Source organism: Neobacillus sp. PVCKKU3 (assembly GCF_058323225.1).
In genome coordinates, this window is sequence record NZ_JBLVQN010000025.1 from 1 (window position 1) to 24,962 (window position 24,962).

Consider the following 24,962-nt stretch of genomic DNA (forward strand, 5'->3'; position numbering starts at 1 on the left):
CACTTATTCTCCTACTATCTTCGCGCCCTTAATTAAATCTTCTGTTAGGGTGATGCCTTCTTCAGCAGCGGCTTTTTTGTTGATGACGAGCTCTAGTTTTTCAGGGAAGCCAACTGGAATTTCGCTCGGTTTCTTTCCTTTTAGGATTTCGACTGCCATTTTACCAGTTGAATAGCCAAGGTCATGGTAGTTAAGTCCATAAGAGGCGAATGCTCCGCGTTTTACAGAATCCCCTTCACCAACAAATGTTGGGATATCCTTCGCATTTGCAACAGTAATGACGGATTCAAGAGCAGCAACAACCGTATTGTCCTTAGGAATGTAAAGGACATCCACACGGCCAACTAATGATTCAGCAGCCTGCTTCACTTCAGAACCAGCTGTTATCGTTGTCTCAACTGCCTCTAGTCCCTCTGCTTCAATTGCTTTCTTGGCATTCTTCACGTTTACAACCGAGTTAGGCTCACCATTATTATAGATGATGCCGACCTTCTTGGCATTTGGAACAAACTTCTTGATCGCTGCAATTGTATTCTTGATGGCATCTGGGTGCGTATCGGATGTTCCAGTGGAATTTCCGCCTGGCTGATCTATGCTTTTTACCAATTGCGCACCGACCGGATCCGTGATAGCTGTAAATAAAACTGGGATCTCCTTCGTGTTTTTCAGTACGGCCTGTGCACTCGGAGTAGCAATTGCTAAAATTAGATCATTCTTGTCCGAAACTAATTTTTGGGCAATTGATAAATTGGTATTCATGTCGCCCTGTGCATTTTGGTAATCAAGCTTCAGGTTCTTTCCTTCTTCATAACCAGCATCCTTCAAAGCCGCGATAAACCCTTCGCGGGCGGCATCAAGGGACGGATGCTCCACGATTTGCGTAATCCCTATTTTTACTTCTTTTTCTTTCTTTTCCCCACTAGTTTCCTTGCTTCCCCCACCGCAAGCAGAAAGCAGCAACAATACTCCCATCAAAACAATGGCTAAACTCTTTTTCACCTTTTCTCCCCCTCAGCGGACTATGTACGCAGTAATAACCGCTTTAATTTTTCTGAAAAATAAATAATATTCAGATTTTACCATATATTATTGTTATAGAACAATAGATTTTCGATAAAAATTTTATCACTTTAAACCAAAAAAGCGTTACTCATTTTTGATAAAGCAAAGGGACGGTTCTTGTGCTTCAAAAATTGAAGCACAAGAACCGTCCCCACGTATCATATTTTTGTAAAAATAATTCCAAGAATCGCAGAAAATATGCCGACAAGCTGGTATCGTTTCAATTTTTCCTTAAAGAACCAACAGCCCGCCAGGATGACCACAAGGCAATTCAAGCTGACGATTGGGAAAATAATGCTGGCAATCCCAGTCTGCAGTGCATAGAAATAACAGCTGTAACCGATAACACTGACCAGTCCGGCAATTGAGCCGACATTGGCTTCGGATCTCCTCCAGGTTTCCTTTTCCCGCAGGCTTGTCAGCCCCAGATAAATGCTGCCTCCGCCATACATACAAATTAATGTACTAAGCGAACTGATATGCAGATAAGATGTTGTTTTCATTAAAATCCCAAGCATTCCGAAAGAGAGAATAGCCAGTACGACCCTGTAAATCCATGGACCGTAATTCGTGCCGTGATTTGCACTCGGCGAATATTGAATCATCAGCGCAGAACCTAGGATTACCACAATTCCGAGCCAATGGTAAAGACTGATTCGTTCATGAAAAATAATCGCGGCTCCAAGAATCGGCATAATTGCATTTGCCCCAATTAGCGGTGAAGTTAAGCTGGCAGGCCCCTTTTCAAATGCTTTGGACATCTGAATATTGCCATTCGCATTTAAGATGCCAATCAGGCCGCCCAAAATGATGGCATAAAGGTTAAACCGTAAATCCCCAATATAAATTCCATAAGCAAGTGTTAAGATAAACGCCACAAAATAAAAGAAAAACTGGATATGCACTTTGGACAAACCACGGCTTGTACTCCATTTAAAAATCGTGTTATTTGTACCGAAGCTTAAGGTTGTTACCAATGCTGCAGCAATCCACATGCTGAAACCTTCTTCCCTATCATTTTCCACTCTCATTTTAAATCTATTAGAAAGTCCTCGCAATATATTTTTTCGGGTTGCTAATGATGCATGGGGACGGTTCTTATGCATCATTTTCGAAAATAGAATTATTTAATAGCCCATTCTATTGAACATAAGGCCAATCTATCAATTATTAAAAATTTCACACACCTCGTGATTACACCAATAAAGGAACCCAAACTTTACTGGGTTCCTCTACTAAATCAGCTATTCCATTAAGCTGCCTGCTGCTTTGTATCATTCAAGGTTTGTAAGTACGAATTAGCTTTTTCTTTATCAAACTGGCCTTCCCATTTGGACATTACCACTACAGCCAATGAGTTTCCAATGACATTGACAACGGTTCTGGCCATATCGAGAATACGGTCGATACCAGCAATGAACGCAAGACCTTCCAGCGGAATTCCTACTGTTCCGAGCGTGGCCAAGAGAACAACGAACGAAACTCCAGGAACACCGGCAATTCCTTTTGATGTTACCATTAAGACAAGCATCAAAGAAATTTGGTCAGCAATGGATAAATCGATGCCATACATTTGGGCAATAAACAGTGCTGCTAATGCTTGGTACAGTGTTGAGCCATCAAGGTTAAAGGAATAACCCGTAGGAATAACAAAGGAGGTAATCGCTTTTGGACAACCGAACTTCTCCATTTTCTCCATTAATCTTGGCATTACCGTTTCAGAACTTGACGTGGAATAGGCCAAAATTAACTCATCTTTTAGCAGACGGATGATATTAAAAATATTCACGCCGGCTAATTTGGCAACTGCCCCTAGGATCACCAATACAAAGAACAGCATCGTCGCATAGCCAATAATGACTAATTTGCCCAATGGCAGTAATGATTCAATACCGAACTTAGATACCGTCACGCCTATTAATGCAAATACACCGAAAGGAGCAAATTTCATCACTTGATTCGTTACCCAGAACATGGTTTCCGCGGTCCCTTGGAAAAAGGCAATTACCGGTTTTCCTTTTTCTCCGATGGCAGTAACGCCTAGTCCAAATAAAATTGAGAAGAAAATGATGGCTAGCATGTTTCCATCAACAATTGCCTTAATAAAATTTGGCGGGACTACGTTCACAAAAGTTTCAGCCATCCCATGGCTTTCAACAGTTTCAGCAGTATCTACGTAACTGCCAATATCCGTTTTTTGTAATGAACTCATATCAACCCCAGAGCCCGGTTGAAAAATATTCGCAGATAGCAGCCCAACTACAATCGCGATTGTTGTGATAATTTCAAAATAAATAATGGTTTTGCCGCCGATTTTTCCAAGCTTTTTTGTATCACCTACACTGGAAACCCCTACAATTAAACTGGAGATAACAATTGGAATGACAATCATTTTGATCAGTCTTAGGAAGATATCCCCGATTGGCTGTAAGTACTTTGCAACATCGGGATTACCATAGAAAACGGCACCAATCACAATACCAAGGATTAGTCCGATTAAGATTTGCCAAGCTAAACCTATTTTTTTCATTTAAGCACCTCTTTTTAATTTTTTTTTCGATTTGGTCTTAGAAGAGTTTTTTTCCAATGGATTTCTAGCTAAAATAAAACTATAATTTGAGGCGGTGATTTACTGAGAGCGTTTTCAGTGAGGCTAGTCTTAATGTAAAATAGTAACTACACAATATAACAAGAAATCTACAAAAACCTACAATTTTTTTTTGCATTAAATGATGGATTGTTAGAATATGAGGTTGTGGCGGAAATTGAACATTAAAATTTTTTCAAAAAATGAACTTACCTTACTAGCCGCAATGGCCATTTTGGTTCCGCTTGCTGGGGAGGTAAAATTTTATCCATTTAATGAGGTCTATCGGGTGAGCTTTGGACCCCCTGCCCTTTTTCTCTTTTTATTGGGGCTAAGAAAAGTACCCGCTATTTTGTGCGGAGCGCTTGCAGGGGTTTCCGTGCTAGTTTTTCGAATCCTTCTTGATGCTATTTTTCTCGAACCGTTTGATTGGCTGGTATCCATTCATGCTAACCTGCCATCCTTTGTCTATTATTTCACCTATGCTTTGGTCTTTTTCTTATTGAAAATCCACCAGTTTAACCAGTTGCCTTGGGTGATAGGCCTATTGGGAATAGTAACAGAATTTGCGGCTGGAATGTCAGAGTTGTTTTTCGAAAGGCTTTTATTTGAAGAATTAACAACTATTGATGCCGTCCATAAAATTTTGATTTTCGCTGTATTTCGAAGTTTTTTTGTAGTTGGTTTATTTAGTACTCTTAAATACCATGAATCCAAGCTGAAGGAAACGGAAATCCAAAAGCGAAATGAACATATGATCATGGTCGTTTCGAATCTTTATGAAGAGACCATCCTTTTGAAAAAAACCCTTCAGTTTGCCGAGAAGGTCACCAAACAATCCTACAATCTTTACAAGGATTTGCACGAAATCAACGAGGGACAAAGAGACTTCTCTTTGACAGGGATTCCTCAGCAAGCCTTGCGGATTGCTGGTGAAGTTCATGAAATCAAAAAGGATAATCAACGAATTTTATCCGGGCTTTCCAAACTGATTACCGAGGAAAGTTTGCTTGATTATATTGACATTGACTCCCTTTTTTCAATTATTGTAAGGACAAATAAAAAGTATGCTGAGCTGTTGGGGAAAAAAATTGAGTTCGTCTTTTCAATTAGCGGAACACACCCCGATTATCATGCATATACATTTACCTCCATTGTCAACAACCTTGTTTCCAATTCCGTCGAGGCGATCAATGAAACGGGGAAAATTGAGCTATTGGCTGAACAAAATCAAGATTGGCTGACAATCCGAGTTAAGGATACCGGACCCGGAATTCCCAGCCAATATAAAGATGTCATATTTAAACCCGGATTCACTTTAAAATTCGACAGCACTGGCAAATCCTCCACGGGTATTGGGTTGACCTACGTGAAGGAAGTGGCAGAAATGCATAATGGCAATGTTCTGCTTAATGATTCGGAAGATGGCAGAGGGGCAGCTTTCACTGTTCACCTGCCAATGGCAAAAATAACGAGAAAAGAGTGATTTCATGCGATTTTTTATCATTGATGATGATATATCGATTCGTACGATGCTTAGCCATATTATTGAAGATGATGACCTTGGCAAAGTCGTCGGCGAGGCTGCCGACGGTTCCGAGGTTAGCGGAGAACTTTTAGATATGAAGAAGGTTGATATTTTACTAATTGACCTGTTAATGCCGGTTCAAGACGGCATCGAAACGGTACAGAAAATCAAGCCGGTTTTTAAAGGAAAGGTCATCATGATTTCACAAGTGGAATCTAAGGACCTGATTGGACAAGCATACTTAAAGGGGATTGACCATTACATAACAAAGCCGATTAATAAAATCGAGGTCGTTTCGGTTGTAAAGAAGGTTATCGAGCATGCCCGATTAGAGAAATCCATCCAGGATATCCAAAGGTCTATACAAAATGCGATGAATATTAGCTTTCAAAAACCAGAGGGAAATTTACATCGGGAAAAAGGGAAAACTTTCTCGGACGCCGGGCGGTTTCTTCTTTCGGAACTGGGCATTGCCGGTGAAAGCGGGGGTAAAGACCTGTTGGAGATTATGCAGTTTCTCCATGACTACGAACAGATGCAAACATTTACTAATGGATTTCCTTCCCTTAAGGAGACTTTTAGAATCATAGCTTTGAAGAAACTTGGTAAAGCAGCCAGCGAGGCAGATCTTCAAAGAGAAATAAAAGCCTCCGAACAGCGTGTCCGGAGGGCTATTTATCAATCGTTGAATGGCCTCGCTTCACTAGGGCTGACAGACTTTTCCCACCCAAAGTTTGAAAATTACTCATCAAAGTTTTTCGATTTTACAACCGTCCGGCAAAAAATGAAAGAATTAAAAGACAAAAAAACCGCCACACCGAGCCCACTCCGAATCAACATGAAAAAATTCATCCAAGCGCTCTATTTCGAAATACACCACAAAATATAACATAGGGACGGTTCGAACCACTGAAAAGCACTACCAAATAATTGGAATGTATTTTTTTAGAATAATAATTTAAATAAATAGAAAAATCCCCCAATTTGGTATAATGGAATTGTCGAGAAACCATTACCAAGAGGGGGATTTTCGGTGCTTAAAGACAAAAATATGCAATTAAGCATCTATTCATTATTATACGATAAAATTCCAAATAATTATATGCTTAGAAAGATTAATAATGCCGTTGATTTTAGTTTTATTAACAAACATCTCAAGGATTCTTTTTGTAAGTATTACGGAAGACCGGCTAAAGAACCTGAACTAATGGTTAACCTTTTATAACTACAGAAATTTTACAATTTATCGGATCACGGTTCCCCCTCCTCTTTCATTTATTTAGCTTGATTTTATCCTTCATCTTTTCTACTAAATTTAATAAAACCAATCCATTTCCTTCTGAGCTTTTTCGGAAGCCCAGTGGCAATGCCCGTCTGACAAGCTGTGCATAGATCTCTACTTCACTAAGCGGTCTATCAAACTCTTTTTCACTTAAAACAATGATTAAAGCTAACGCCCCGGCTACATGTGGAGCCGCCATCGAAGTTCCTGATAATTTTGCATATTTATTGTCAGGGTACGTTGATAGAACCTCGACACCCGGGGCGACAACATCGATTTCTGTATTGGTATTTGTAAATGGGGCAAGCTGTAAATCCATGCTTACTGCTCCTGCCGAAATGACTTCGTTATAGGCTCCAGGATAAGCATACTCAAAGGTGTCTTCTCGACCATCCCCTTCATTTCCTGCCGCCACCACAACAGAGACATCATTATTGACCGCATTTTGAATCGCTTTGTGCAATTCAGGTACATCTTCCGGGCCGCCGAGTGACATGGAAATCACGCGAACTCGTTCATTTTTAGGACCACGCCAATCCACGGCATAGTTGATTGCATTGATAATCCATTCATAATCACCAGAACCATTTCCCGATAACGCTTTTAAACTTAAAATTTGTGCCAGCGGAGCAACTCCCACCACACCGGAATTATTGAAACTTGCCGCAATCGTCCCCGAAACATGTGTGCCATGACCATTATTATCTTCGTAGACATTAGGGTTACCCTTAAAATCAGTTGTAAAATTCCTTCCGCCAATAATTCGATCCTTTAAATCCGAATGATCTGTGTCAATACCCGTATCAATAACAGCCACAACAATCCCTTTGCCCTTGTCGCTTTGATCCCAAATGGCAGGTGCTTGTATTAAACGGACCCCCATAGGTATTTCTTTTGTTTTATCCATAACCTTCTGAACAGTAAAAGGAAATAATTTAACTTGATTTTGTGCCATTTTGATTCTCCTTTGAAAATAGTATTTTAATATATTTATATGAAACCGATATTTAAAAAGGGACAAGTCTTATTCATTTGTCATAATTTCTTAATCATATTTTTATATGGTAACAGCAGGCTTGTGGTAAAATCCTAAAATTAATAGACAAATGGTACTTTTCCCCACTCAAATTTCCATTACATTCATAATATACAGTATATAAAATTATATTACTAAAAGAATGGAGGATTTTTGATGAAACTTTATTTAGATCCAGGTCATGGCGGCTCTGATTCAGGAGCCGTAGGCAACGGACTAAAAGAAAAGGATATTACATTAGGAATTGCGCTGAAAATACATTCCATCTTAACAACGAACTATGAAAATATTCAAATTTTGATGAGCCGTACAGGCGATACGAGCAAAACGCTAAGCCAGCGGACGAATGAGGCGAATGCCTGGGGCGCTGATTATTATTTGTCCATTCACTGCAATGCCTATAATGGCTCGGCAAGAGGATACGAAGACTATATTCATACGAGTCAATCCGACTCTTCCATCACCGCCAAATACCAGGACATTATCCATGCCGAGGTCATGAAATTGAATCAGCTGCAAGACCGCGGCCAGAAAAAAGCCAATTTCCATGTTCTACGTGAATCCGCGATGCCGGCACTTTTATCAGAAAATGGTTTTATTGACAATGCACAAGATGCTGCACTGATGAAACAGTCCTCATGGCGTGAAAACGTGGCACTAGGTCATGCCAATGGGGTCGCAAAAGCGTTTAATCTTCAGCGAAAACAAGAGGATACTTCCGGAACGATCTATAAGGTAATAGCAGGATCATTCCAATCAAAGGAAAATGCGGAAGATCGCGTTGCTTATCTTCGCTCTATAGGCATTGAATCGTTTGTTGATACCGTATTGATCTCTGGCAGTACTTGGTACCGAGTTCAAGCAGGAGCTTTTTCAAGCCGGGAAAATGCGGATAGACGTTTGGAAGTAGTCAAACAGGCAGGAATTAGTGATGCTTTTATTATTACCTAAAACGGTGGTTCTAGCGAGGAGCCTTCGGGCTATTTTATATAAGGACAAACCTTCCTCTCTCCAGAGCATATAAATCTATTTGTAAAAAATACAATCCTAATGTACTCGATTTAGGAATGTATTATACCATCTTTGGATGACATTATGGAATCAGAGGAGACATCGCCTTTGCCCAAGCGATGCATGAAACAGACTACCTTCGATTTACTGGAGTCGTACGGCCGGGGCAAAACAACTTTTGCGGCGGCTTAGGAGCAAGCTTTGTTACACCAGAAAATGGTGTACTAGCCCATATCCAACATTTATTTGCTTATGCTTATGCCTCTACCGAACAGCTGCCAAAAAAATATCCATTAGTCGATCATCGCCTTAATCATGTAAAAAGAGGATCTGCCCCAATTTGGGTTAGTTTAAATGGAAAATGGGCAGTGCCAGGCATCAATTATGGACAATCGATTTTGAGCCTATATAAAAGAATGATAGATACAGCTATACAAAATCTAGAAAAAACCCGTCAAGAAATCCAATGCTAACCTACTTCAGAGCATCCCAATTATTATGCTGCAAAAGATCTGGTGATAGAGAGTTCGAGCGTCTCCCTCCCTAAAATGCGAACACTATCGACCTCTCCTCCGTTCGCCAGCATATGTCCAAAGAGGCTATAATCTTCCAGTATAGACAGAAATCCCCGGCTGGTATCGTCCATCCATGCTGGAATTTTTGATTAACTACCATTTTCCGCCAACATCTTTAATAACGGGCTTAGTCTATGTATCGATTCCAACTGCTTCCTCTTCCTTTTTGAAGCGTTTTCAACACTTGTTATAGTATAATTTTAGTAAATCCTGAATGATTAACATTTATCATTAGAATTTGTCGCTCTTTCAAGGAATAGAGACCCATACCGTCTCACGCTTTACGATTATTCAAATTCATCCGGCCACCGCTCTTTAGCGCAACCCCCACGCCTTTTCAAGAGGATTTTTGTTTCCATCCCCACAATTATTAAATTTGTTAGAGCGTGTACAAAGCTTTTTTGAAAAGATTGTCATCAATAATGCATTTTTTTATCAAATTTTACATGTAATTCTTTTCCCTCAATATAGGTTTTGTAACTCGCACTAACAGCTGCTTATTAGGATGTATTTTTCAGTAGTCTCGGACGGTTCCCATGCATCATTCCTTAAAACTGATGCAAAAGGGTGGTGCATGGGGACGGTTCTTGCATCATTGTGAAAAATACGGTATAGCCAATTAAAGCTCATGCTATGTATTAGTAATCCCCAAAGGAATTTTATAGAAGCCTCACAAAAGAGAAAAAAAAGAAAAAAAAAGAAAAAAGCCCAGTCCTGAAAAAAGACTGGGCATATTTTTGACCATTTATGATACAGAATAGGCATAGGTATTACCCTTGTGATATATGCAAAATCGAATAAACGACTCCACTCATATCTTTTACATGGCTTAAATCATTTAAGAAATAAAAACCATCGTACTTCCATCTCTCCGGACTATAAGGAACGAGATATTCCGTCTCTTCTATGATAGGATTGCTTTCTGCAATATTATCTCTCAGGTGGTTTAGACTGTCTTGCGGAGGTATTTCTGTTGTGATTTGGAATAAGTACTTATTCTCAGTTATTTTAGATGTAGTGGTATCAATCAGGGGAATTCCGACATTCACTTGCTGCCAGCCAAAGGAGTTTAGGATATTGTCATAAAACCCATTAAATAAAAACTTGTTCAATCCGTTATTCCCTTTCCAAAGATATAACGGGCTATAACTGTTTTGCAAATTATTATGGATTCCTTTTTCAGTGATCAAATAGAGTTTAAACTTTAAATCTTCAAACCCGTCCGTTTTATGGCCATTATTTTTCACTCTGTCTCTGATTATATTCATATCATAATCGCTCGGGAGTGTAATCTTATATTGGGTTGCAATCATTTTTTCTCCACCTCCACGACACTATTTTAACAATTTTCCTTTAGTTGTACCTCTACTTCCACCAATTAGTCGGTATCTTTTTTAAATCAATAAACCTCATTTTTTCCTCAGAATGGTTGCCTTCCTTCCAAACAATAAAAAAGAGGAGTTTCTCATCTTTATCATAAAACCCACAGTCATCCTTACATTCCCATTGGTAAAAGCCCTTTTCGTCCAAGGAAGGGATACCTGCTTCATAATGTGGTGGATGGATATTAAAATCGATATACTCGATTGATTTGCTGCCTTTATATTGAACTTCAATTCTATAACTGCCATTAATCATTCCCTATTTGGTCCGTTCAACCATTTAATGGTATTATTTTTTAAAAAGCAAAGATGCGGGGAGTTGAGTGAATCATGAAAATAGCCTTTATTTCTGATATTCATGGGAACGCAGTTGCACTTGATGCGGTTCTTGCTGATATTAAGCAAAAAAACGTGGACAAAATTTATGTTCTTGGTGACATTTGCTACCGAGGACCGGAACCAAAGCGCTCGCTTGAATTGATTCAGTCGTTAGATACCGATGTCATTAAAGGAAATGCTGATGAGTGGGTGGTTCGCGGTGTTCGTGCAGGAGAGGTTCCGGATCATGCGTTGGAGTTGATGAATACTGAACGACAATGGACTGTTGGGAAACTGGATTCGGCCGATCTCCAATACCTTGAAAATCTGCCAATTCATTTGACAGTGAACGTGGATGAAATCAAAATAGGAGCTTACCATGCAACACCAAACAGTTTATTCAAAATCGTCCTTCCCTATGCCGATGACGAAACGATCAAGACTAGCTTAATGAAGCCATCCGTTGCAGATGTTTATGTTTATGCCCATATTCATCGTCCTTATGTTCGATACATCGATGGAAAAGTCGTTATGAATATTGGCAGTGTCGGCCTCCCATTCGATGGTCTAACAAAGGCTTCCTACGGACTGGTAGAAATCAATCAAGGAAATATCAACACATCCATCCAGCGAGTCAGCTATGATTTAGAAAAAATCATCCAGCTTTATGATGAAGTAAACTATCCGAATAAGGATATGATGAAACAGGTCATTCGAAACGGAAAAATTTGATGCATAGGGACGGTTCTTTTGCATCAATAATGATGCAAAAGAACCGTCCCCATGTTACATTTATGGATGGAGGTGGCATCATGGCACGGGAGCGCAAGTTTTCGACGGAGGAATTATTTCAGTACACCAAGCAGCTTCTGCTCGAACATGGATATGAGGGTTTTACTTTCAGTCTATTAGCAGAACGAATGGAGATTTCCCGCGGCGCAATTTACAAATACTTCGAAAATAAGGAAGAACTGATTACCGATTATATGTTATTTGAGATGAAGCATTTCCTTGCAGAATTAAAGGAAATAGCCGAATTAGATGACTTTGACAGGCAATTTGAATTCCTTTTTGAACTTATTTTTAGAAATAGTGAAATCCATCAACTCATTGAGATAGGCCGGCAAATCCCTTCCTCCCTCAATGAAAAGGTACTGAACAATACGCAAGAGCTAGAAAAAATGCACTTGGAAATGTACAGTTATATGCAAAACTTTGTGACACTCGGGAAAGCCGAGAACAAGCTGAAGACCCATATTCCTGATGCACTGGTGCTAGGAATTATTTTTCAAACCATCGCCATTCCGAATCATTTCGGCATCCAACAAGATGTTTGGGTTCAATCGATTAAAGAGATTATCAGTCACGGAATGTTCATAAACAAGTAATTGACACATCTGTCACTTTAAAAGATAATGTTAGTGACAATAGTGTCAATTACTTTTTACCAAAAGTGACACAAGTGTCACTTTGTGTCAGTTTTTAGATCCAATAGTTTTATAAAAACTAACTCAGAAAGGTGTTTATGCAATGAAATCATTCTTGCAATCTCTCACAGACCGTGTCTCGACCAAAAAAGAAATGTGGATTACGCTTGGACTCTGGTTTGCGGCCGCAATGCTGTTGGCAGTCCTGGCCCCAGGCGCCAAGGACTATGAAGTATCCAGCCTCAAATCGATTCCGGAAGATGCCCAGTCGGTCATCGCCCAAAAGAAAGTGGATAAATACTTTAAAGACAATGAAGGAATCCCTGCGATACTCGTTTTTCAATCGAAGGAAGGTGAAATCACTTTCCCTCAGCTCGCCAGCCTCGTTGATAAAATTGAAAAGGAAAAGATCCAGGGCGTGGACCAGATTGTGCCGTTATCAAAACTGCCGCCACAGGCTGCCGCAGGCTTCTTTTCAGACGATAAAACCACGGCAATTGTTCCTTTAAGCATTGATTCATCAATTGAGACAAAGGAAATTAAAAAGGTGGAGGATGCGATTCAGGAAATCGTCAAGAAAAACTCCGATTTAACCTTGTACGTAACCGGCCCAGCAGGTATTGCCACCGATACCCTGGATCTATTTTCAAGAGCAGATATTGTTCTTTTATTATCAACAGTCGGCCTGATCCTAGTGCTATTGATTGTGATTTACCGCTCACCGCTGTTGGCGTTAATTCCGCTGTTGGCTGCTGCCTTTGTGTATGAAGTGGTGATGCAGACACTTGGCCTCATGGGCAAGGCAGGACTGGTAATGAGCAGCCAAACGTTGTCCATCATGACGATTCTACTGTTTGCGGCCGTGATTGATTATTCTTTATTTGTGTTCTCGCGGTTTATAGAAGAATTGAAAAAACATGAGAATAAATTTGATGCGATGAGGCAGGCGATGCGGGAAGTCGGAACACCTGTGTTCTATTCCGGCGGGACCGTTCTTGCGGCCATGTTGGTATTATTTTTTGCAAGATTTGGTGATTACCGGAACTTTGCTCCAACATTTGCCACCACTATGCTGATTATCATGATTGCATCGGTGACTTTGGTCCCAGCCCTGTTTGCCCTTTTTGGCAGAAAATCCTTTTGGCCGGTTATTCCTAAGGTGGGCCAGGATGCTATCAAAAATAATTCGTTATGGAGCCGGATCGGACGCTTTGTTGCTAGAAAACCGGGTCTTTCGGTGGCGGTGATTGGCTTGTTCCTACTGTTATCAGCAAGCAATATGGTGAACATGAAATTTGAGTTTGATACGATGAAATCATTTCCGAAAGATATGCCATCCCGAATGGGCTATGAAATTCTGGAGGAGAAATTTGAGAAAGGCGACCTCGCTCCATGCTTGAGACGCTTTTGATTTTCGTGATGCTGATTAGTTTGACCAGGTCAATCAAGATGTCGGTTTATATGATTGGGACCATCTTGATTTCATTCCTTGCTGCACTGGGGCTGGGGATGTTCCTAAGCAATTTGTTCTTTGATATCGATACCATCAGCAACCGTGTTCCGTTATATTCATTTGTGTTCTTGATTGCACTTGGAATAGATTACAATATCATGTTGATTTCCCGTTATCAGGAAGAACGGGCTAAGCACTCAGTACGGGAGGCAGTCGAAATTGCAGTCGCTAGCACAGGCGGAGTCATCTCCTCGGCAGGAATAATTCTCGCGGCTACCTTTGCCGTTCTGATGACACAGCCCATTCAACTCCTATTTGTTTTCGGCTTCATCGTCGCCATTGGGATCCTGCTGGATACCTTCTTGGTAAGGGGTGTGCTGTTGCCGGGGTTGATTGTGTTGTTTGAAAAGAAGGAAAGGCAATTGGGTAGCAAACAATAATATGGATAACAATGGGGAGCAGCTTTGTGGGCTGCTCTTCTTTTTCTTAACCCTTTTTTAAACAATAACAGACTACCTCTGGGCGCTTTCTGTATAGAGGAAAAAAGAACGAACACCATAGATGTACGTTCTTGAGTCATTACTTTTCAGTTGCCATATTCCCCATTGAAATAGAAATTCTATTCCAACTGTTGATTTGATTGATGATTAGAACAAGGTCAACATATTGTTTCTCGTCAAAATGTTTTCGGACTCGTTGATAAAGCTCCTCTGGAACACGTTTGGTTGGAATTAACGTTATGTGCTCTGTAAGCTCTAAAGCCACCTTTTCTTGCTCGGTATAGAATTCACAGTCTTCCCAAGCGCTAACGCAGTATATTCGTTGTTCGGTTTCTCCCATTTTCCGAGCATCTTCTTGCATATTCAAACAAAATGCACATCCGTTAATTTGGGAAGCACGAATTTTTATCAACTCACGAAGTTTTCGATCGATTGCTGTTGTTTTCGTATACTTCTCCATCTCCATCATAATTTTCAAACAAACCTTCAGGTGCAATGTCGTAGTAGGGAACCCTTAAGACCATAAAGCAAGACTCCTTTGATTTAATATAAGACTATTATATCCTTCTAGTAATATTGGTACTAAAACTTTGTCTTATTACATATCCCCTTGCGCTATCTTTTCTCTATTCTTCCATCCCCGTGACGTGCAAATCTCCTATCCTCTGGTTCATTGACAGGGTCCATCCTGCCCCATGGCCAGCCGCCGAATTGTGTTCTGCGATAGTCGTTGAAGGCTTGTATGATTTCCTGTTCTGAATTCATCACGAACGGGCCATGCTGCACGACTGGTTCGCCAATCGGTTCACCTTCAAGAACGAGAATATATGCCTCTTTTTTGCCATTGGTGATTTCGATTTCCTGATCCCCTGTAAGCTTGACACGATGATAAGCTTGGACAGTTGTCCCCTCCAGATGGATTTCTTCTCCTTCGTAAAAATAAATGTTCCGATTCAATGTTTTGGATACCGTTGGCAGTGTAAACGCTGCTCCTGGTTCCAGCCGAATAAGGTAGATTCCGACATGATTATTAGGGTCTTTTGCCCATGAAGCAGCAGCCGGATCTAAACTGTTTTTCCCCTGAAGTTTTCCCGCAATCAGCCGGACTGTCGTTTTCTTCCCATTTGCATCCGTGGATTCTATTTCAGGGATATCTTCAGCCCACAGCATTTTATAATCAGGATTAGCCGTTTTATCCTTAGCGGCAAGATTCAGCCAAATTTGAAAAAGCTCAAGCGGGTTGCCCTTATCCTTATGGACAAGCGGAAACATTTCAGTATGCAGGCAGCCTTTCCCGGTTGTCAGCCACTGCACATCTCCATTTCCATAACGCCCCTTAGCACCAGTCGAATCAAAGTGGTCGACCAAACCTTCCAGAACAATCGTCACCGTTTCAAATCCCTTGTGTGGATGTGCCGGAAATCCCGGTACCGTTTCGCCATGATACATCCGAAAGCCGTCTCTAATCGTAAAATCCTGCCCAAGATTTCTGCCAGCCAATGAAGTGCTTGGCCCCTGTTCATCATTTCCCGGTGGATAAGCATCCTTATGATGCACAGTCATCAAAAAAGGATCCTCCGTCACCCATGGAAAGCCCAACTTTTGTATATTAAGGATTGTCTTATTTGACATTTTATTTACCCTCCTAAATTTTCAAAAAATGTTCTTATTTATCTCAAAACAAAGTTATCTTAATCACACCTTCTTATACTCTCCAAAAGTACAATCGAATTGATTTTAACAAAAACAAAGGAGATGATGCATCTTTGCGGATTTTGAAGCACGGGTACGGTTCTCATGCTTCAATTCTGAATGAGGCAAAAGAACCGTCCCCATGCATCACTTATCTTGATTTAGGAGGTTATTTTTTTGTTGAATATTCTGGTTTTTGTGTTGATTGCGGTTACTTTGGTTTTGCTGAGTATTTTTGTGGATGGGTTGATTGAGTTGAATAAGCAGGAGCAGGAGGATAAGAACCATTTTGTAAGAGGTGGTTTGGAGGGTTATATGGACCAAACTTTTGGATTTGGGAGATTTAAAATCTTCAAAACGTTGCTTGATAGCGATGGCAACATCCGATACCTCGTTTACCTCCCGAAGTACGAGTGGCTAAAAGCCCCGAAATATGAATGGTATGAGGTGTACGCAACCCAAAATGGCTATCACCATAGCGAATTTGTAAGATAGTTTATAGAAGAACACCCTTAGGAAGTTCCCTTGGGTGTTCTTCTACTTAAGTCTGTTAAGTTAAACACTTCTCCATGTCCTCGGAAGCGTTATGAAAAGGGAAAAGCGAGAGAATGGCCGCTCTCCCGCTTATCTATTTGAATTATTGAATTTGTTTTAATACCGCTTGATGGACAATAAAGCCACAGATTGGAAATACTCTATCTGAAACGGAGTAGGTTTTGTCATTTACGAGGACGGTATTGTAATCCACCTTTTGACACTGAGTTCCTCTTTCTTTCAGGTCGTGAACGACAATCTCGCTTAACTCTTCCTGAGTCCGATACTGATCATATAAATCTAATACGATGGTTTTCTTTTTTGAAAACATGGCTTTCAGCCCCCCATACAAAACGCTTTTGTGAATCTATTCACATTATTATCATAACAGATTCATGTATAGGTTCAATCAGTTTGTTAAAACATTCACAATGTTATCACAACTAGATAATTGAAGCCTGCCCCATTTTTTTAAAGCATCGTATTGGTCATTTCCCCCATGACCCAATTTGTCCGCGCACCAGACTCTCCAGTACTCGGGCACTTGCCGCCATCTCCTGTCAATTCCTCTACTATCGTTTCCACAAGAGGCTGATGAACATGCTGCAGCGGTTCAAAACTCCATTGCTCCGCGCCTTCAGCAGTTGTCAAAACAATAGGTTCCGACCCAAAAGTGGAAAAGGTAATTTTCCCTTTACTGCCAATGATTTCGTTGACATCGACATTTTCAAAAGCGGAAAAGCACCAAGTTCCTGTGCCATGGATTCCGGATTCGAACATGTATGTACCAGTCACAATATCTTCCGCCCGGTAATAACCCGCCTGGTTGGAGGCAAATCCGTTAACGTTCTTAATCGGCCCCAGTAGAAAATCGAGCAAATCAAGGGTGTGGCTGGCGAGGTCGTAATACAGCCCGCCGCCTGAAATTTCAGGTTGAACTCTCCATGAGAGTTTTTCGGGATCCTTTACGTCATCTGAAGCTTTTTGATACTGTGTTGTTGAAACAAAACGGACATCTCCGATTGCGTTTTTCTCCAACAACTCTTTAATTTTTAAAAATCGAGGCATTTCCCTGCGGTAGTAGGCAACAAATAAAGGAACGCCGGCGGCTTTGCAGGCAGCAATCATTTCCTGGCATTCGGCAAAATTGAGCGCCATTGGCTTTTCTACATAGACAGGTTTTCCCGCCTGTGCAGCTTTAAGGGTATATTCTTTGTGTGCCCCTGGCGGTGTAGCAATGTAGACAGCATCAACATCCGGGTCGTTTATAAGTGAATCGGCATTATCGTACCATTTCGGGACATGGTGTCTTTCCGCATAGTCTTTCGCTAGTTCACCGGTTCTCCTCATAACAGCAACTAACTCTGAATTCTTAACTTTTTGAAAAGCTGGCCCGCTCTTTACCTCGGTAACATCGCCGCAGCCAATAATACCCCAACGAACTTTTTCGACTTTCATGGTCATAGGTCTCCTTCTTCTTTGGTTGTCTCGGATTTATTAAATTTTCCCAATTCAACTAGAAATACAGGTTGCTCTTGATATAAGGCCATTATCTCTAAGTTTATTATAAATTAATTTCTAAAGGTAAAAGCCTTTCTTTCACAAAAAATATCACCGGCCTCCAAGCAGGTGATAATTTAAACGGCAAATCTTACCTTATGGTAGGTTCTCAAATGTTACACTGGGACGGTTCTTTTGCATCACTAAATGATGCAAAAGAACCGTCCCCATGCTTCACTTGATTAAATTTGCCGGAGTGTCGCCTGTTAGGCCGGCAACGAGGTTAGTCGCCGCTGTCATTGCCATTTGAAGGCGGGTTTCATAGGTGGCTGAGCCGATATGCGGTAAGGTTACTACGTTCTTCATTGAAAGTAGCGGATTGTCCATGTTAATTGGTTCCTGGACAAACACATCCAAGCCGGCACCAGCAATTTCGCCAGCTTGCAAGGCCTGAATCAATGCTTCTTCGTCAACGGTTTTCCCTCTTGACGCATTGATAAAAATCGCCGACTTTTTCATGAGCTCGAACTCTCTTCTTCCGATTAGCTTTTCGGTTTCCGGCGTGAGCGGCGTCAGGAGACAGACAAAATCGGATTTCTTCAACAATTCTTCCATTGAACAATAGGTGGCGCCATACTTCTCTTCTGCAGCCATATTTCTTGATCGATTGTGGTAAAGAATCTCCATATCAAAGCCACAGTGCGCCCTTTTGGCCACGGTAGTGCCAACTCCGCCCATGCCAATAATTCCTAATACCTTATGATGGACATCTACCCCATACCACTGTTCTTTCAGTTCGGATTGCCACTGCCCGGTTTTCATCCATTGGTCCAATTCCGGTATCCTTCTTGCCGCAGCCAAAATTAATCCCATAATCGTATCTGCTACCGTATCATTCAATACATCAGGGGTATTCGTTGCCATGACTCCACGTGCTGCCAATGCCACTATATCCAGATTATCGTATCCTACTGACATATTGCTGACTATTTTTAACTGAGGAGCCTTGTCCAATAATCCGGCGTCCACTTTCAACCGTGAACCCAATATCCCATCTGCATTTTTCAATTCCTGAAAAAATGCAGGATATGTATTTGAATCTAGTTCCTCAAAATAAACAACTTCACATGTTTGCTGTAAAAATTCCAAAACATTAGAATCTACTTTTTTATAAACTATCACTTTTGGTTTCATCTCTACCCCTCCTAATTACATTATATTTATTGAAACCTAGGGACGGTTCTTTTGCCTCACGGAAGTGAGGCAAAAGAACCGTCCCCATGCATCACAAAATTTTATATTGGTTAACAGGCCGGCCAATTCCGCCATATTCGATGACGATTTCCACTTTTCCGCTTTGTTCGAGATATTCTAAGTATCGTCTCGCGGTGACACGGGCGAGGCCGATGCCTTCTGCGACTGCTTCTGCAGAGATGGCCTGGTCCTGCCCTTTTAAATATTCGATTACCTTTTCTAGTGTCAACATATTCAGTCCTTTTGGCAGCTCACCTTTGTCCTGCTTGCCTCGCTGAAATAACAAATGATCCAGTTCCTGCTGGGAAATCGCATCTTTTTTCAAAAGACTGCTATAATAATTCCGGTAATTTATCAAAGCTTGCTGGATCCGCTCAAATTTAAAAGGCTTCATGATATAATCAACGGCTCCATGCTGCAGGACATCACGGACCGTTTCAATATCACTTGCTGCCGTTACCGCAATGACATCCGTTCCGAGTTCCTCTGAGCGAATTTGTTTGATTGTCGTAATTCCATCCTGGTTGGGCATATAAATATCGATAAAAACGAGGTCCGGCTTTTCTTTTTTGATAAGCTCAATCCCCTCTTTTCCATTTGAGGCAACACCAATGACCTTATACCCTTCTACCCTCTCCACAAACTGCCTATTTATTTCTTGAACCATCGGATCATCCTCTATTAACAGAACCCGAATTAGTCCTTCAGCCATACAACAATCCCCCTTGTTAAATCGTTACAATAAAGGTCGTCCCTTTTCCAAGGTCAGATTCTACCTGAATCGTGCCGCCCGCCCGATCAACGATTTCTTTTATTAAATAAAGCCCAATTCCATGATCCAAGCTGTCCTTGGTTGAAAAGCCCTTTGTAAAAATATGCGGCAGAACGTTTTCAGGAATGCCGCTCCCGCTGTCTTCAACGAGAATCGATAAAATCTCCTCATCATGTTCGATACTAACATAAATATTTTTCTCATCTACATCCTTGTTCCTATAGGAATCAAACGCATTTTCAATAAGGTTTCCGATAATAATCACAAAATCATGTTCATCCAACGGTTCTGGAAACGAATGCAGCCGGCTGTTGCGGTCAATATGTAAATGAATGCCCAATTCCTTGGCTCTGCTAACCTTACTAATCAACAGGCCGGAAAGACTTTCACTCTTAATATTCTTCGACAAAAATTGTGTCAGTTCTTCTTGCTCTTCTGCTGTTTGAAATACATATTCAAGCGCTTTTTTCGGGTTCCCAAGCTGCAACAGTCCAGCAATTGTATGAAGCTTGTTCATATGTTCGTGATTTTGCACCCTTAAGGCACTGACAAAAGCTTTAAAGCCGGTTAACTCTTCGGCCAGTTTTTTCACTTCAGTGCGGTCTTGGAATATGGCAAGTGCTCCAATGATTTCATTATTTACTTTAATCGGAATGCGATTACTGTGTATATTTAAATTACGAACGGTCAGCTCTTTGTTATAAATCGGCTTCTTGAGCTCGAGAATTTCCGGCAATCTTGTGTCCGGTACTACCTCGGCAATAGACCTGCCAATCACATCTCCTGAAATCCCCATCATTGTTTTTGCTTTATCGTTAAAAATCGTAATCTTTTCTTCCTTGTCAATGGCGATAATCCCTTCATGCATGGCATTAAAGGTTTCCGTCCGCTCCTGGACTAATTGAGCAATCTCGTGCGGTTCCAAATTAAACATTTGCTTTTTCATTTTAGAAGCAAACAGCCAGGACCCCCAGCCGCCAAACAATAATGAGATGAAGCCGGCAAATAGAATTTCCATCCGTAAATCCCAAATCATTTCAAAAAAAGTAGGAAGTTTATAACCTGCCAGGACGACCCCGACTTGCTGATGCTCCTCATTCATAATCGGCACAAAGGCTCGAATCATGGTGCCTACTTCACCTTTTGCTTTTGTCGTGTAGGTAAGTTCGGCAAATGCCGGTCCCTCATCGCTCCCATTCGACCTTTTTCCTATCAAGCTTGGAAGGGGGTGAGATAGACGCATATGATTCATATCCATCACAACAATATAGTCCGCATGATGGATGATTCGCAATGTTTCCACTCGTTTGCGAATCTTCCTCTTGTCCTCCATGCTTCCCGTAATATTGGATTTGATTCCTCCATCCTCTGCAATGGTTTGTGCCGAAAGTAAAGCCCTTTTTTGTAATTCAGCCTCTTCAGTATTGATGAAATTACTAATAACGATAATTCCGGCAAGTAACAGAGAGAATGAAACAATGAAAAAGATCAGCGCCGTAATCTTGGTCTGTATTGAGAGACGATTCATAGGAGTATTCCTTTCAGATGAAATCTACTAAAATAATTTTAACATGTTAAAATAATAAGGAAAACAAGGGGGAATTTCTGATGAAGTATTTAATTGCATCAAGCGTGCTTGTCATCACCTTAATAATTGGTTTCTTCTTCTTGCCCGCCAGTTTGTTAAGCGGGAAGGAAATCCCCTATGATGATGAACAGGACGGTTTGTCCAAACAAATCGTCATCCGTTTTAGCCACGTTGTTGCTGAAAATACTCCTAAGGGGCTGGCCGCACAAAAGTTCGCCCGGCTGGTGGAGGAAAAAACAGATGGCTTAGTCAAAGTAGAAGTGTATCCAAATGGAAGTTTGCATACTGACGAAGATGAGCTCGACGCTCTTATTGATAACGATGTCCAAATGATTGCCCCCTCCGTATCCAAACTGACAAACCTAGCACCAGAATGGGGACTGTTTGACTTGCCGTTTTTGTTTGAGAATGATCAAGATATTGAAGAGACACTTTCAAGCGAGCTTGGTCATAGGTTTTTATCATTAAATGAGAACAAAGGAATCAAAGGGCTGGCCTTATGGAGCAATGGCTTTAAGCAAATGTCGAGCAATCTTAACCCCCTTTTGTACCCAGATGATTTTAAAGGTCAAAGATTTCGAATTATGCCAAGTCCTATTATAGCTAAACAATTCGAGGCACTAGGCGCTCAGCCTGTCGAGGTTCCTTTTAACCAATTATATACATCGCTTCAGGAAGACCAATTTGACGGTCAAGAAAATACCATTTCAAATATTTATTCCAGACGCATTTATGGGATGCAAAAGTATATGACTGTCAGTAATCATGGATTCTTAGGTTATGCGGTTCTAATGAACAAAGAGTTTTGGGACAAGCTGCCTAAAGAGGTCCAGCGGGATATTCAAGAGGCAATGGCCGAAACCACCTCGTGGATGATTTCCGAATCACAACGGGTAAACAAAGAGCAGCTCAATCTAATAGAGCGTGAATCCTCCATCCAAATTTATCGATTAACGGAGCAGGAAAAAATGGAGTGGTATCAAGCCTTAAGACCTGTTTACCAGAAGTTTCTGCAAACTACAAAAGACAAGGAAATGAAAGAATTTGTAAAGAAAAGGATGGACCAACTGGAGACACACTAAAGTGTCTCTTATTGAAGAATTCTAATATGACCTTTAGAGCCTTGATTATTCAAGGCTTTTTTTCTTGATGTTTTCAGGACAGTGGAATGTCGAACACGCAGTACAGTACTAGCATATGTTACTACAAAGGCTCAACATAAATTGTTCGGTCCACCCATTATGTAATGAAAGGATGGTGAAACTATGGAGTGGTTTGGGGATAATTATGCTAAGTTCGATTTTGAAATGTTTTCATTAAGTCATTTTATCATTATGGGTATCTTCTTGGGTTTTACAGCGGGACTTTACTATATGCGAGGCCGGTTAAAGGACGAAAAATGGAGACACGCAGAAATAGGCTTAGCCATCTCATTGATTATACTAGAATTGATTAACCATTTATGGATGTATGTAAATGGAAACTGGAAAGCAAGTCATTCTCTCCCGCTTGAATTATGCAATATTAGTTTGCTTTTAACGATTATTTTCTTATTTTCCAGAAAGAAACTTCTTTATGAAATATTGTTGTTCACAGGCCTGCTAGGTGCCACGCAAGCTATTTTCACCCCATCATTAAACTACGACTTCCCACATTTCCGCTTTTTTCATTTCTTTATTACCCATATGGTGGTCGTTTGGGTACCGCTTTATTTCACATGGGCAAAGGGGTTCAGGCCAACGATTTGGTCCTGTGTAAAGCTGTTAGTATTCATAAATGTTTTGGCGCCGACTGTCTTGCTTATTAATTATCTTGTAGATGGAAATTATATGTACCTAAATCATAAACCCAAACATGCAAGTTTATTAGACTTCTTAGGCCCTTACCCGTACTATATTCTTTCACTAGAAGTACTTACCATTATACTTACCTTAATCGTTTGGTTCGTTTTCAGAGAAAAAAGGGGAAAATATGATAGCTGAAAAATAGTCGAAATTGGGATTGCCTTGGCAGGCAGTCCCTTTTCTTATTATTAACACTAAATATTCTTTGCCCAATTCTAAGACCAAAAAGACCAAAAAGACCATTATCACCTAAAATATTAAAATTTCAAATTATCAATTAATATGAAAACAAGGAGAAATGAAAACGTTATCAAACGAAGGGGGTAAAAGGAATGAAAATTAATTTTCGCAATTTAACGGTTCAAGTTATTATCGGTATTATTCTAGGTATTGCAGTCGGGTTTCTGTTTCCAGAGTTTGGGGCAAAGCTAAAGGTTCTAGCAGATATCTTTATTAAACTAATAAAAATGGTCATCGCACCAATCATCTTCTTTACCATCGTCATCGGGATTGGAAATATGGGAGATTTAAAGAAGGTTGGCCGTATTGGCGGTAAGGCACTGCTTTATTTTGAAATTGTCACTACCTTCGCATTGGCAATTGGTATTCTTGTAGTTTCTATTATCAAGCCTGGTCACGGCTTTAACACCAAAGCCGCTGAAGGGGCAGACGTTTCACAGTACACTAAAGCTGCTGCTGAAACAAGCCACGGCGTTATGGACTTTATCTTAGGAATCGTCCCTGATAATGCGCTTGCAGCACTTTCTGGGGGAACTTTGCTGCCGGTTCTATTCTTTGCGGTGTTATTCGGAGTTGCCGCTGCTTCTTTGGGGGAAAAAGCAGCACCAGTCATTTCATTCTTTGAAAAAGTTTCTGAAATTTTCTTTGCTATTGTTAATATGATCATGAAAGTATCTCCAATTGCAGCATTCGGAGCGATGGCTTTCACAATCGGTAATTTCGGTATCGAATCTCTTATCTCATTAGGTAAATTAATGGGTTCCGTCTATATTACAATGTTCCTGTTCATCGTATTCGTTCTAGGCACTATTGCTAAATTCTATAACTTCAATATCTTTAGCTTCTTAAAATATATTAAAGAAGAAATCCTGCTTGTTTTAGGAACATCATCTTCAGAATCTGCTCTTCCAAAGATGATGGAGAGACTAGAAAAGTACGGCTGTTCAAAATCAGTAGTCGGTCTTGTTGTTCCGACAGGTTATTCTTTCAATCTTGATGGAACTTCCATCTACCTATCCATGGCTGCAGTCTTCATTGCCCAAGCCTATGGAGTCGAATTAACCATTTGGCAGCTAGTGACCCTGCTTGGCGTGTTAATGCTTACTTCAAAAGGTGCAGCCGGCGTTACTGGATCCGGATTCATCACATTAGCCGCCACATTAGCTGCCTTCCCAATGATTCCTGTTGAAGGAATGGCGCTTATCCTAGGTGTAGACCGATTCATGTCTGAAGCGCGTGCGATTACCAACTTAATTGGTAACGGTGTAGCAACGGTTGTAATTTCAAAAACTGAAGGAGAATTTAAAGCAAGCAGCGCACCTGCGGCTAAAACAAAAACTTCTATTGCTTCTTAATAATACGTATAAAAAAAGGGCT

At 40.7% G+C, this 24,962-nt stretch carries 22 protein-coding genes and 3 pseudogenes; 12 read left to right on the plus strand and 13 right to left on the minus strand.

Annotated elements, in window-relative coordinates:
- Positions 1-3: 3 nt before the first annotated feature.
- The 3 genes from ACNQGS_RS17025 to ACNQGS_RS17035 form a co-directional block, all read right to left on the minus strand.
- The gene (locus tag ACNQGS_RS17025; protein ID WP_491488342.1) at positions 4-999 is read right to left on the minus strand and encodes an ABC transporter substrate-binding protein; all 996 of its coding nucleotides are present in this window, start codon (positions 997-999) and stop codon (positions 4-6) included.
- Between the two features lie 221 nt (positions 1,000-1,220).
- Positions 1,221-2,093 carry a DMT family transporter gene (locus tag ACNQGS_RS17030; protein ID WP_491488343.1) on the minus strand — a complete coding sequence of 291 codons (873 nt, stop codon included), beginning with the start codon at positions 2,091-2,093 and terminating at the stop codon, positions 1,221-1,223.
- Between the two features lie 221 nt (positions 2,094-2,314).
- Complete coding sequence (locus ACNQGS_RS17035; RefSeq protein WP_491488344.1) at positions 2,315-3,592, minus strand: cation:dicarboxylate symporter family transporter; 1,278 nt, start codon at positions 3,590-3,592, stop codon at positions 2,315-2,317.
- 235 nt (positions 3,593-3,827) lie between these two features.
- Between ACNQGS_RS17035 and ACNQGS_RS17040 the strand changes: the two genes are divergently transcribed.
- The 3 genes and pseudogenes from ACNQGS_RS17040 to ACNQGS_RS17050 all read left to right on the plus strand — a co-directional run.
- Positions 3,828-5,135: a sensor histidine kinase gene (locus tag ACNQGS_RS17040; RefSeq protein WP_491488345.1), complete on the plus strand. Its 1,308-nt coding sequence runs from the start codon at positions 3,828-3,830 to the stop codon at positions 5,133-5,135.
- Between the two features lie 4 nt (positions 5,136-5,139).
- A complete protein-coding gene (locus ACNQGS_RS17045; protein WP_491488346.1) occupies positions 5,140-6,066 on the plus strand; it encodes a response regulator in 927 nt (308 codons plus the stop codon).
- 144 nt (positions 6,067-6,210) lie between these two features.
- A pseudogene (locus ACNQGS_RS17050) lies at positions 6,211-6,399 on the plus strand (transposase); the annotation flags it as partial.
- 49 nt (positions 6,400-6,448) lie between these two features.
- Here the strand turns inward: ACNQGS_RS17050 and ACNQGS_RS17055 are convergent.
- The gene (locus tag ACNQGS_RS17055; protein WP_491488347.1) at positions 6,449-7,414 is read right to left on the minus strand and encodes a S8 family peptidase; all 966 of its coding nucleotides are present in this window, start codon (positions 7,412-7,414) and stop codon (positions 6,449-6,451) included.
- A 237-nt stretch (positions 7,415-7,651) separates the two neighbouring features.
- Here ACNQGS_RS17055 and ACNQGS_RS17060 point away from each other — a divergent pair, with 237 nt between their 5' ends.
- Positions 7,652-8,446: an N-acetylmuramoyl-L-alanine amidase gene (locus ACNQGS_RS17060; RefSeq protein ID WP_491488348.1), complete on the plus strand. Its 795-nt coding sequence runs from the start codon at positions 7,652-7,654 to the stop codon at positions 8,444-8,446.
- Between the two features lie 179 nt (positions 8,447-8,625).
- Complete coding sequence (locus ACNQGS_RS17065) at positions 8,626-8,979, plus strand: hypothetical protein (RefSeq protein ID WP_491488349.1); 354 nt, start codon at positions 8,626-8,628, stop codon at positions 8,977-8,979.
- An 872-nt stretch (positions 8,980-9,851) separates the two neighbouring features.
- On the opposite strand, the gene ACNQGS_RS17070 is transcribed toward ACNQGS_RS17065, so the two are convergent.
- The gene (locus tag ACNQGS_RS17070; protein ID WP_491488350.1) at positions 9,852-10,394 is read right to left on the minus strand and encodes a DUF4865 family protein; all 543 of its coding nucleotides are present in this window, start codon (positions 10,392-10,394) and stop codon (positions 9,852-9,854) included.
- A gap of 52 nt (positions 10,395-10,446) precedes the next feature.
- The gene (locus ACNQGS_RS17075) at positions 10,447-10,719 is read right to left on the minus strand and encodes a hypothetical protein (RefSeq protein WP_491488351.1); all 273 of its coding nucleotides are present in this window, start codon (positions 10,717-10,719) and stop codon (positions 10,447-10,449) included.
- A 74-nt stretch (positions 10,720-10,793) separates the two neighbouring features.
- Between ACNQGS_RS17075 and ACNQGS_RS17080 the strand changes: the two genes are divergently transcribed.
- From ACNQGS_RS17080 to ACNQGS_RS17090, 3 genes and pseudogenes are all read left to right on the plus strand, one after another.
- On the plus strand, positions 10,794-11,513 hold the full coding sequence (locus tag ACNQGS_RS17080; protein ID WP_491488352.1) for a metallophosphoesterase family protein: 720 nt from the start codon (positions 10,794-10,796) through the stop codon (positions 11,511-11,513).
- 29 nt (positions 11,514-11,542) lie between these two features.
- Positions 11,543-12,169 (plus strand): TetR/AcrR family transcriptional regulator, encoded by a 627-nt coding sequence (locus ACNQGS_RS17085; protein ID WP_491488353.1) that lies wholly within the window; start codon positions 11,543-11,545, stop codon positions 12,167-12,169.
- Positions 12,170-12,311: 142 nt separating this feature from the next.
- Positions 12,312-14,101: pseudogene (locus tag ACNQGS_RS17090) on the plus strand (MMPL family transporter).
- A 139-nt stretch (positions 14,102-14,240) separates the two neighbouring features.
- On the opposite strand, the pseudogene ACNQGS_RS17095 reads toward ACNQGS_RS17090, so the two are convergent.
- Positions 14,241-14,685 (minus strand): annotated as a pseudogene (locus ACNQGS_RS17095) (carboxymuconolactone decarboxylase family protein).
- Between the two features lie 91 nt (positions 14,686-14,776).
- The gene (locus ACNQGS_RS17100; RefSeq protein ID WP_491488354.1) at positions 14,777-15,793 is read right to left on the minus strand and encodes a pirin family protein; all 1,017 of its coding nucleotides are present in this window, start codon (positions 15,791-15,793) and stop codon (positions 14,777-14,779) included.
- 237 nt (positions 15,794-16,030) lie between these two features.
- Here ACNQGS_RS17100 and ACNQGS_RS17105 point away from each other — a divergent pair, with 237 nt between their 5' ends.
- Positions 16,031-16,348 (plus strand): hypothetical protein, encoded by a 318-nt coding sequence (locus tag ACNQGS_RS17105; RefSeq protein WP_491488355.1) that lies wholly within the window; start codon positions 16,031-16,033, stop codon positions 16,346-16,348.
- Between the two features lie 142 nt (positions 16,349-16,490).
- Here ACNQGS_RS17105 and ACNQGS_RS17110 read toward each other — a convergent pair whose 3' ends face one another.
- The 5 genes from ACNQGS_RS17110 to ACNQGS_RS17130 form a co-directional block, all read right to left on the minus strand.
- On the minus strand, positions 16,491-16,718 hold the full coding sequence (locus ACNQGS_RS17110) for a hypothetical protein (protein ID WP_491488356.1): 228 nt from the start codon (positions 16,716-16,718) through the stop codon (positions 16,491-16,493).
- A 140-nt stretch (positions 16,719-16,858) separates the two neighbouring features.
- Positions 16,859-17,845 carry a Gfo/Idh/MocA family protein gene (locus ACNQGS_RS17115; protein WP_491488357.1) on the minus strand — a complete coding sequence of 329 codons (987 nt, stop codon included), beginning with the start codon at positions 17,843-17,845 and terminating at the stop codon, positions 16,859-16,861.
- A gap of 276 nt (positions 17,846-18,121) precedes the next feature.
- A complete protein-coding gene (locus ACNQGS_RS17120) occupies positions 18,122-19,081 on the minus strand; it encodes a 2-hydroxyacid dehydrogenase (protein ID WP_491488359.1) in 960 nt (319 codons plus the stop codon).
- A gap of 91 nt (positions 19,082-19,172) precedes the next feature.
- Positions 19,173-19,853 carry a response regulator gene (locus tag ACNQGS_RS17125; RefSeq protein WP_491488360.1) on the minus strand — a complete coding sequence of 227 codons (681 nt, stop codon included), beginning with the start codon at positions 19,851-19,853 and terminating at the stop codon, positions 19,173-19,175.
- Positions 19,854-19,869: 16 nt separating this feature from the next.
- Entirely contained in the window at positions 19,870-21,441 is a 1,572-nt protein-coding gene (locus ACNQGS_RS17130) for an ATP-binding protein (RefSeq protein WP_491488361.1), read from the minus strand.
- An 80-nt stretch (positions 21,442-21,521) separates the two neighbouring features.
- On the opposite strand from ACNQGS_RS17130, the gene ACNQGS_RS17135 reads away from it, so the two are divergent.
- The 3 genes from ACNQGS_RS17135 to ACNQGS_RS17145 all read left to right on the plus strand — a co-directional run bounded on the left by ACNQGS_RS17135 (position 21,522) and on the right by ACNQGS_RS17145 (position 24,940).
- Positions 21,522-22,583, plus strand: a complete 1,062-nt coding sequence (locus ACNQGS_RS17135; RefSeq protein WP_491488362.1) for a DctP family TRAP transporter solute-binding subunit — start codon at positions 21,522-21,524, stop codon at positions 22,581-22,583.
- Positions 22,584-22,766: 183 nt separating this feature from the next.
- On the plus strand, positions 22,767-23,483 hold the full coding sequence (locus tag ACNQGS_RS17140; RefSeq protein ID WP_491488363.1) for a YwaF family protein: 717 nt from the start codon (positions 22,767-22,769) through the stop codon (positions 23,481-23,483).
- A 194-nt stretch (positions 23,484-23,677) separates the two neighbouring features.
- Positions 23,678-24,940 (plus strand): dicarboxylate/amino acid:cation symporter, encoded by a 1,263-nt coding sequence (locus ACNQGS_RS17145; protein WP_491488364.1) that lies wholly within the window; start codon positions 23,678-23,680, stop codon positions 24,938-24,940.
- Positions 24,941-24,962 lie beyond the last annotated feature (22 nt).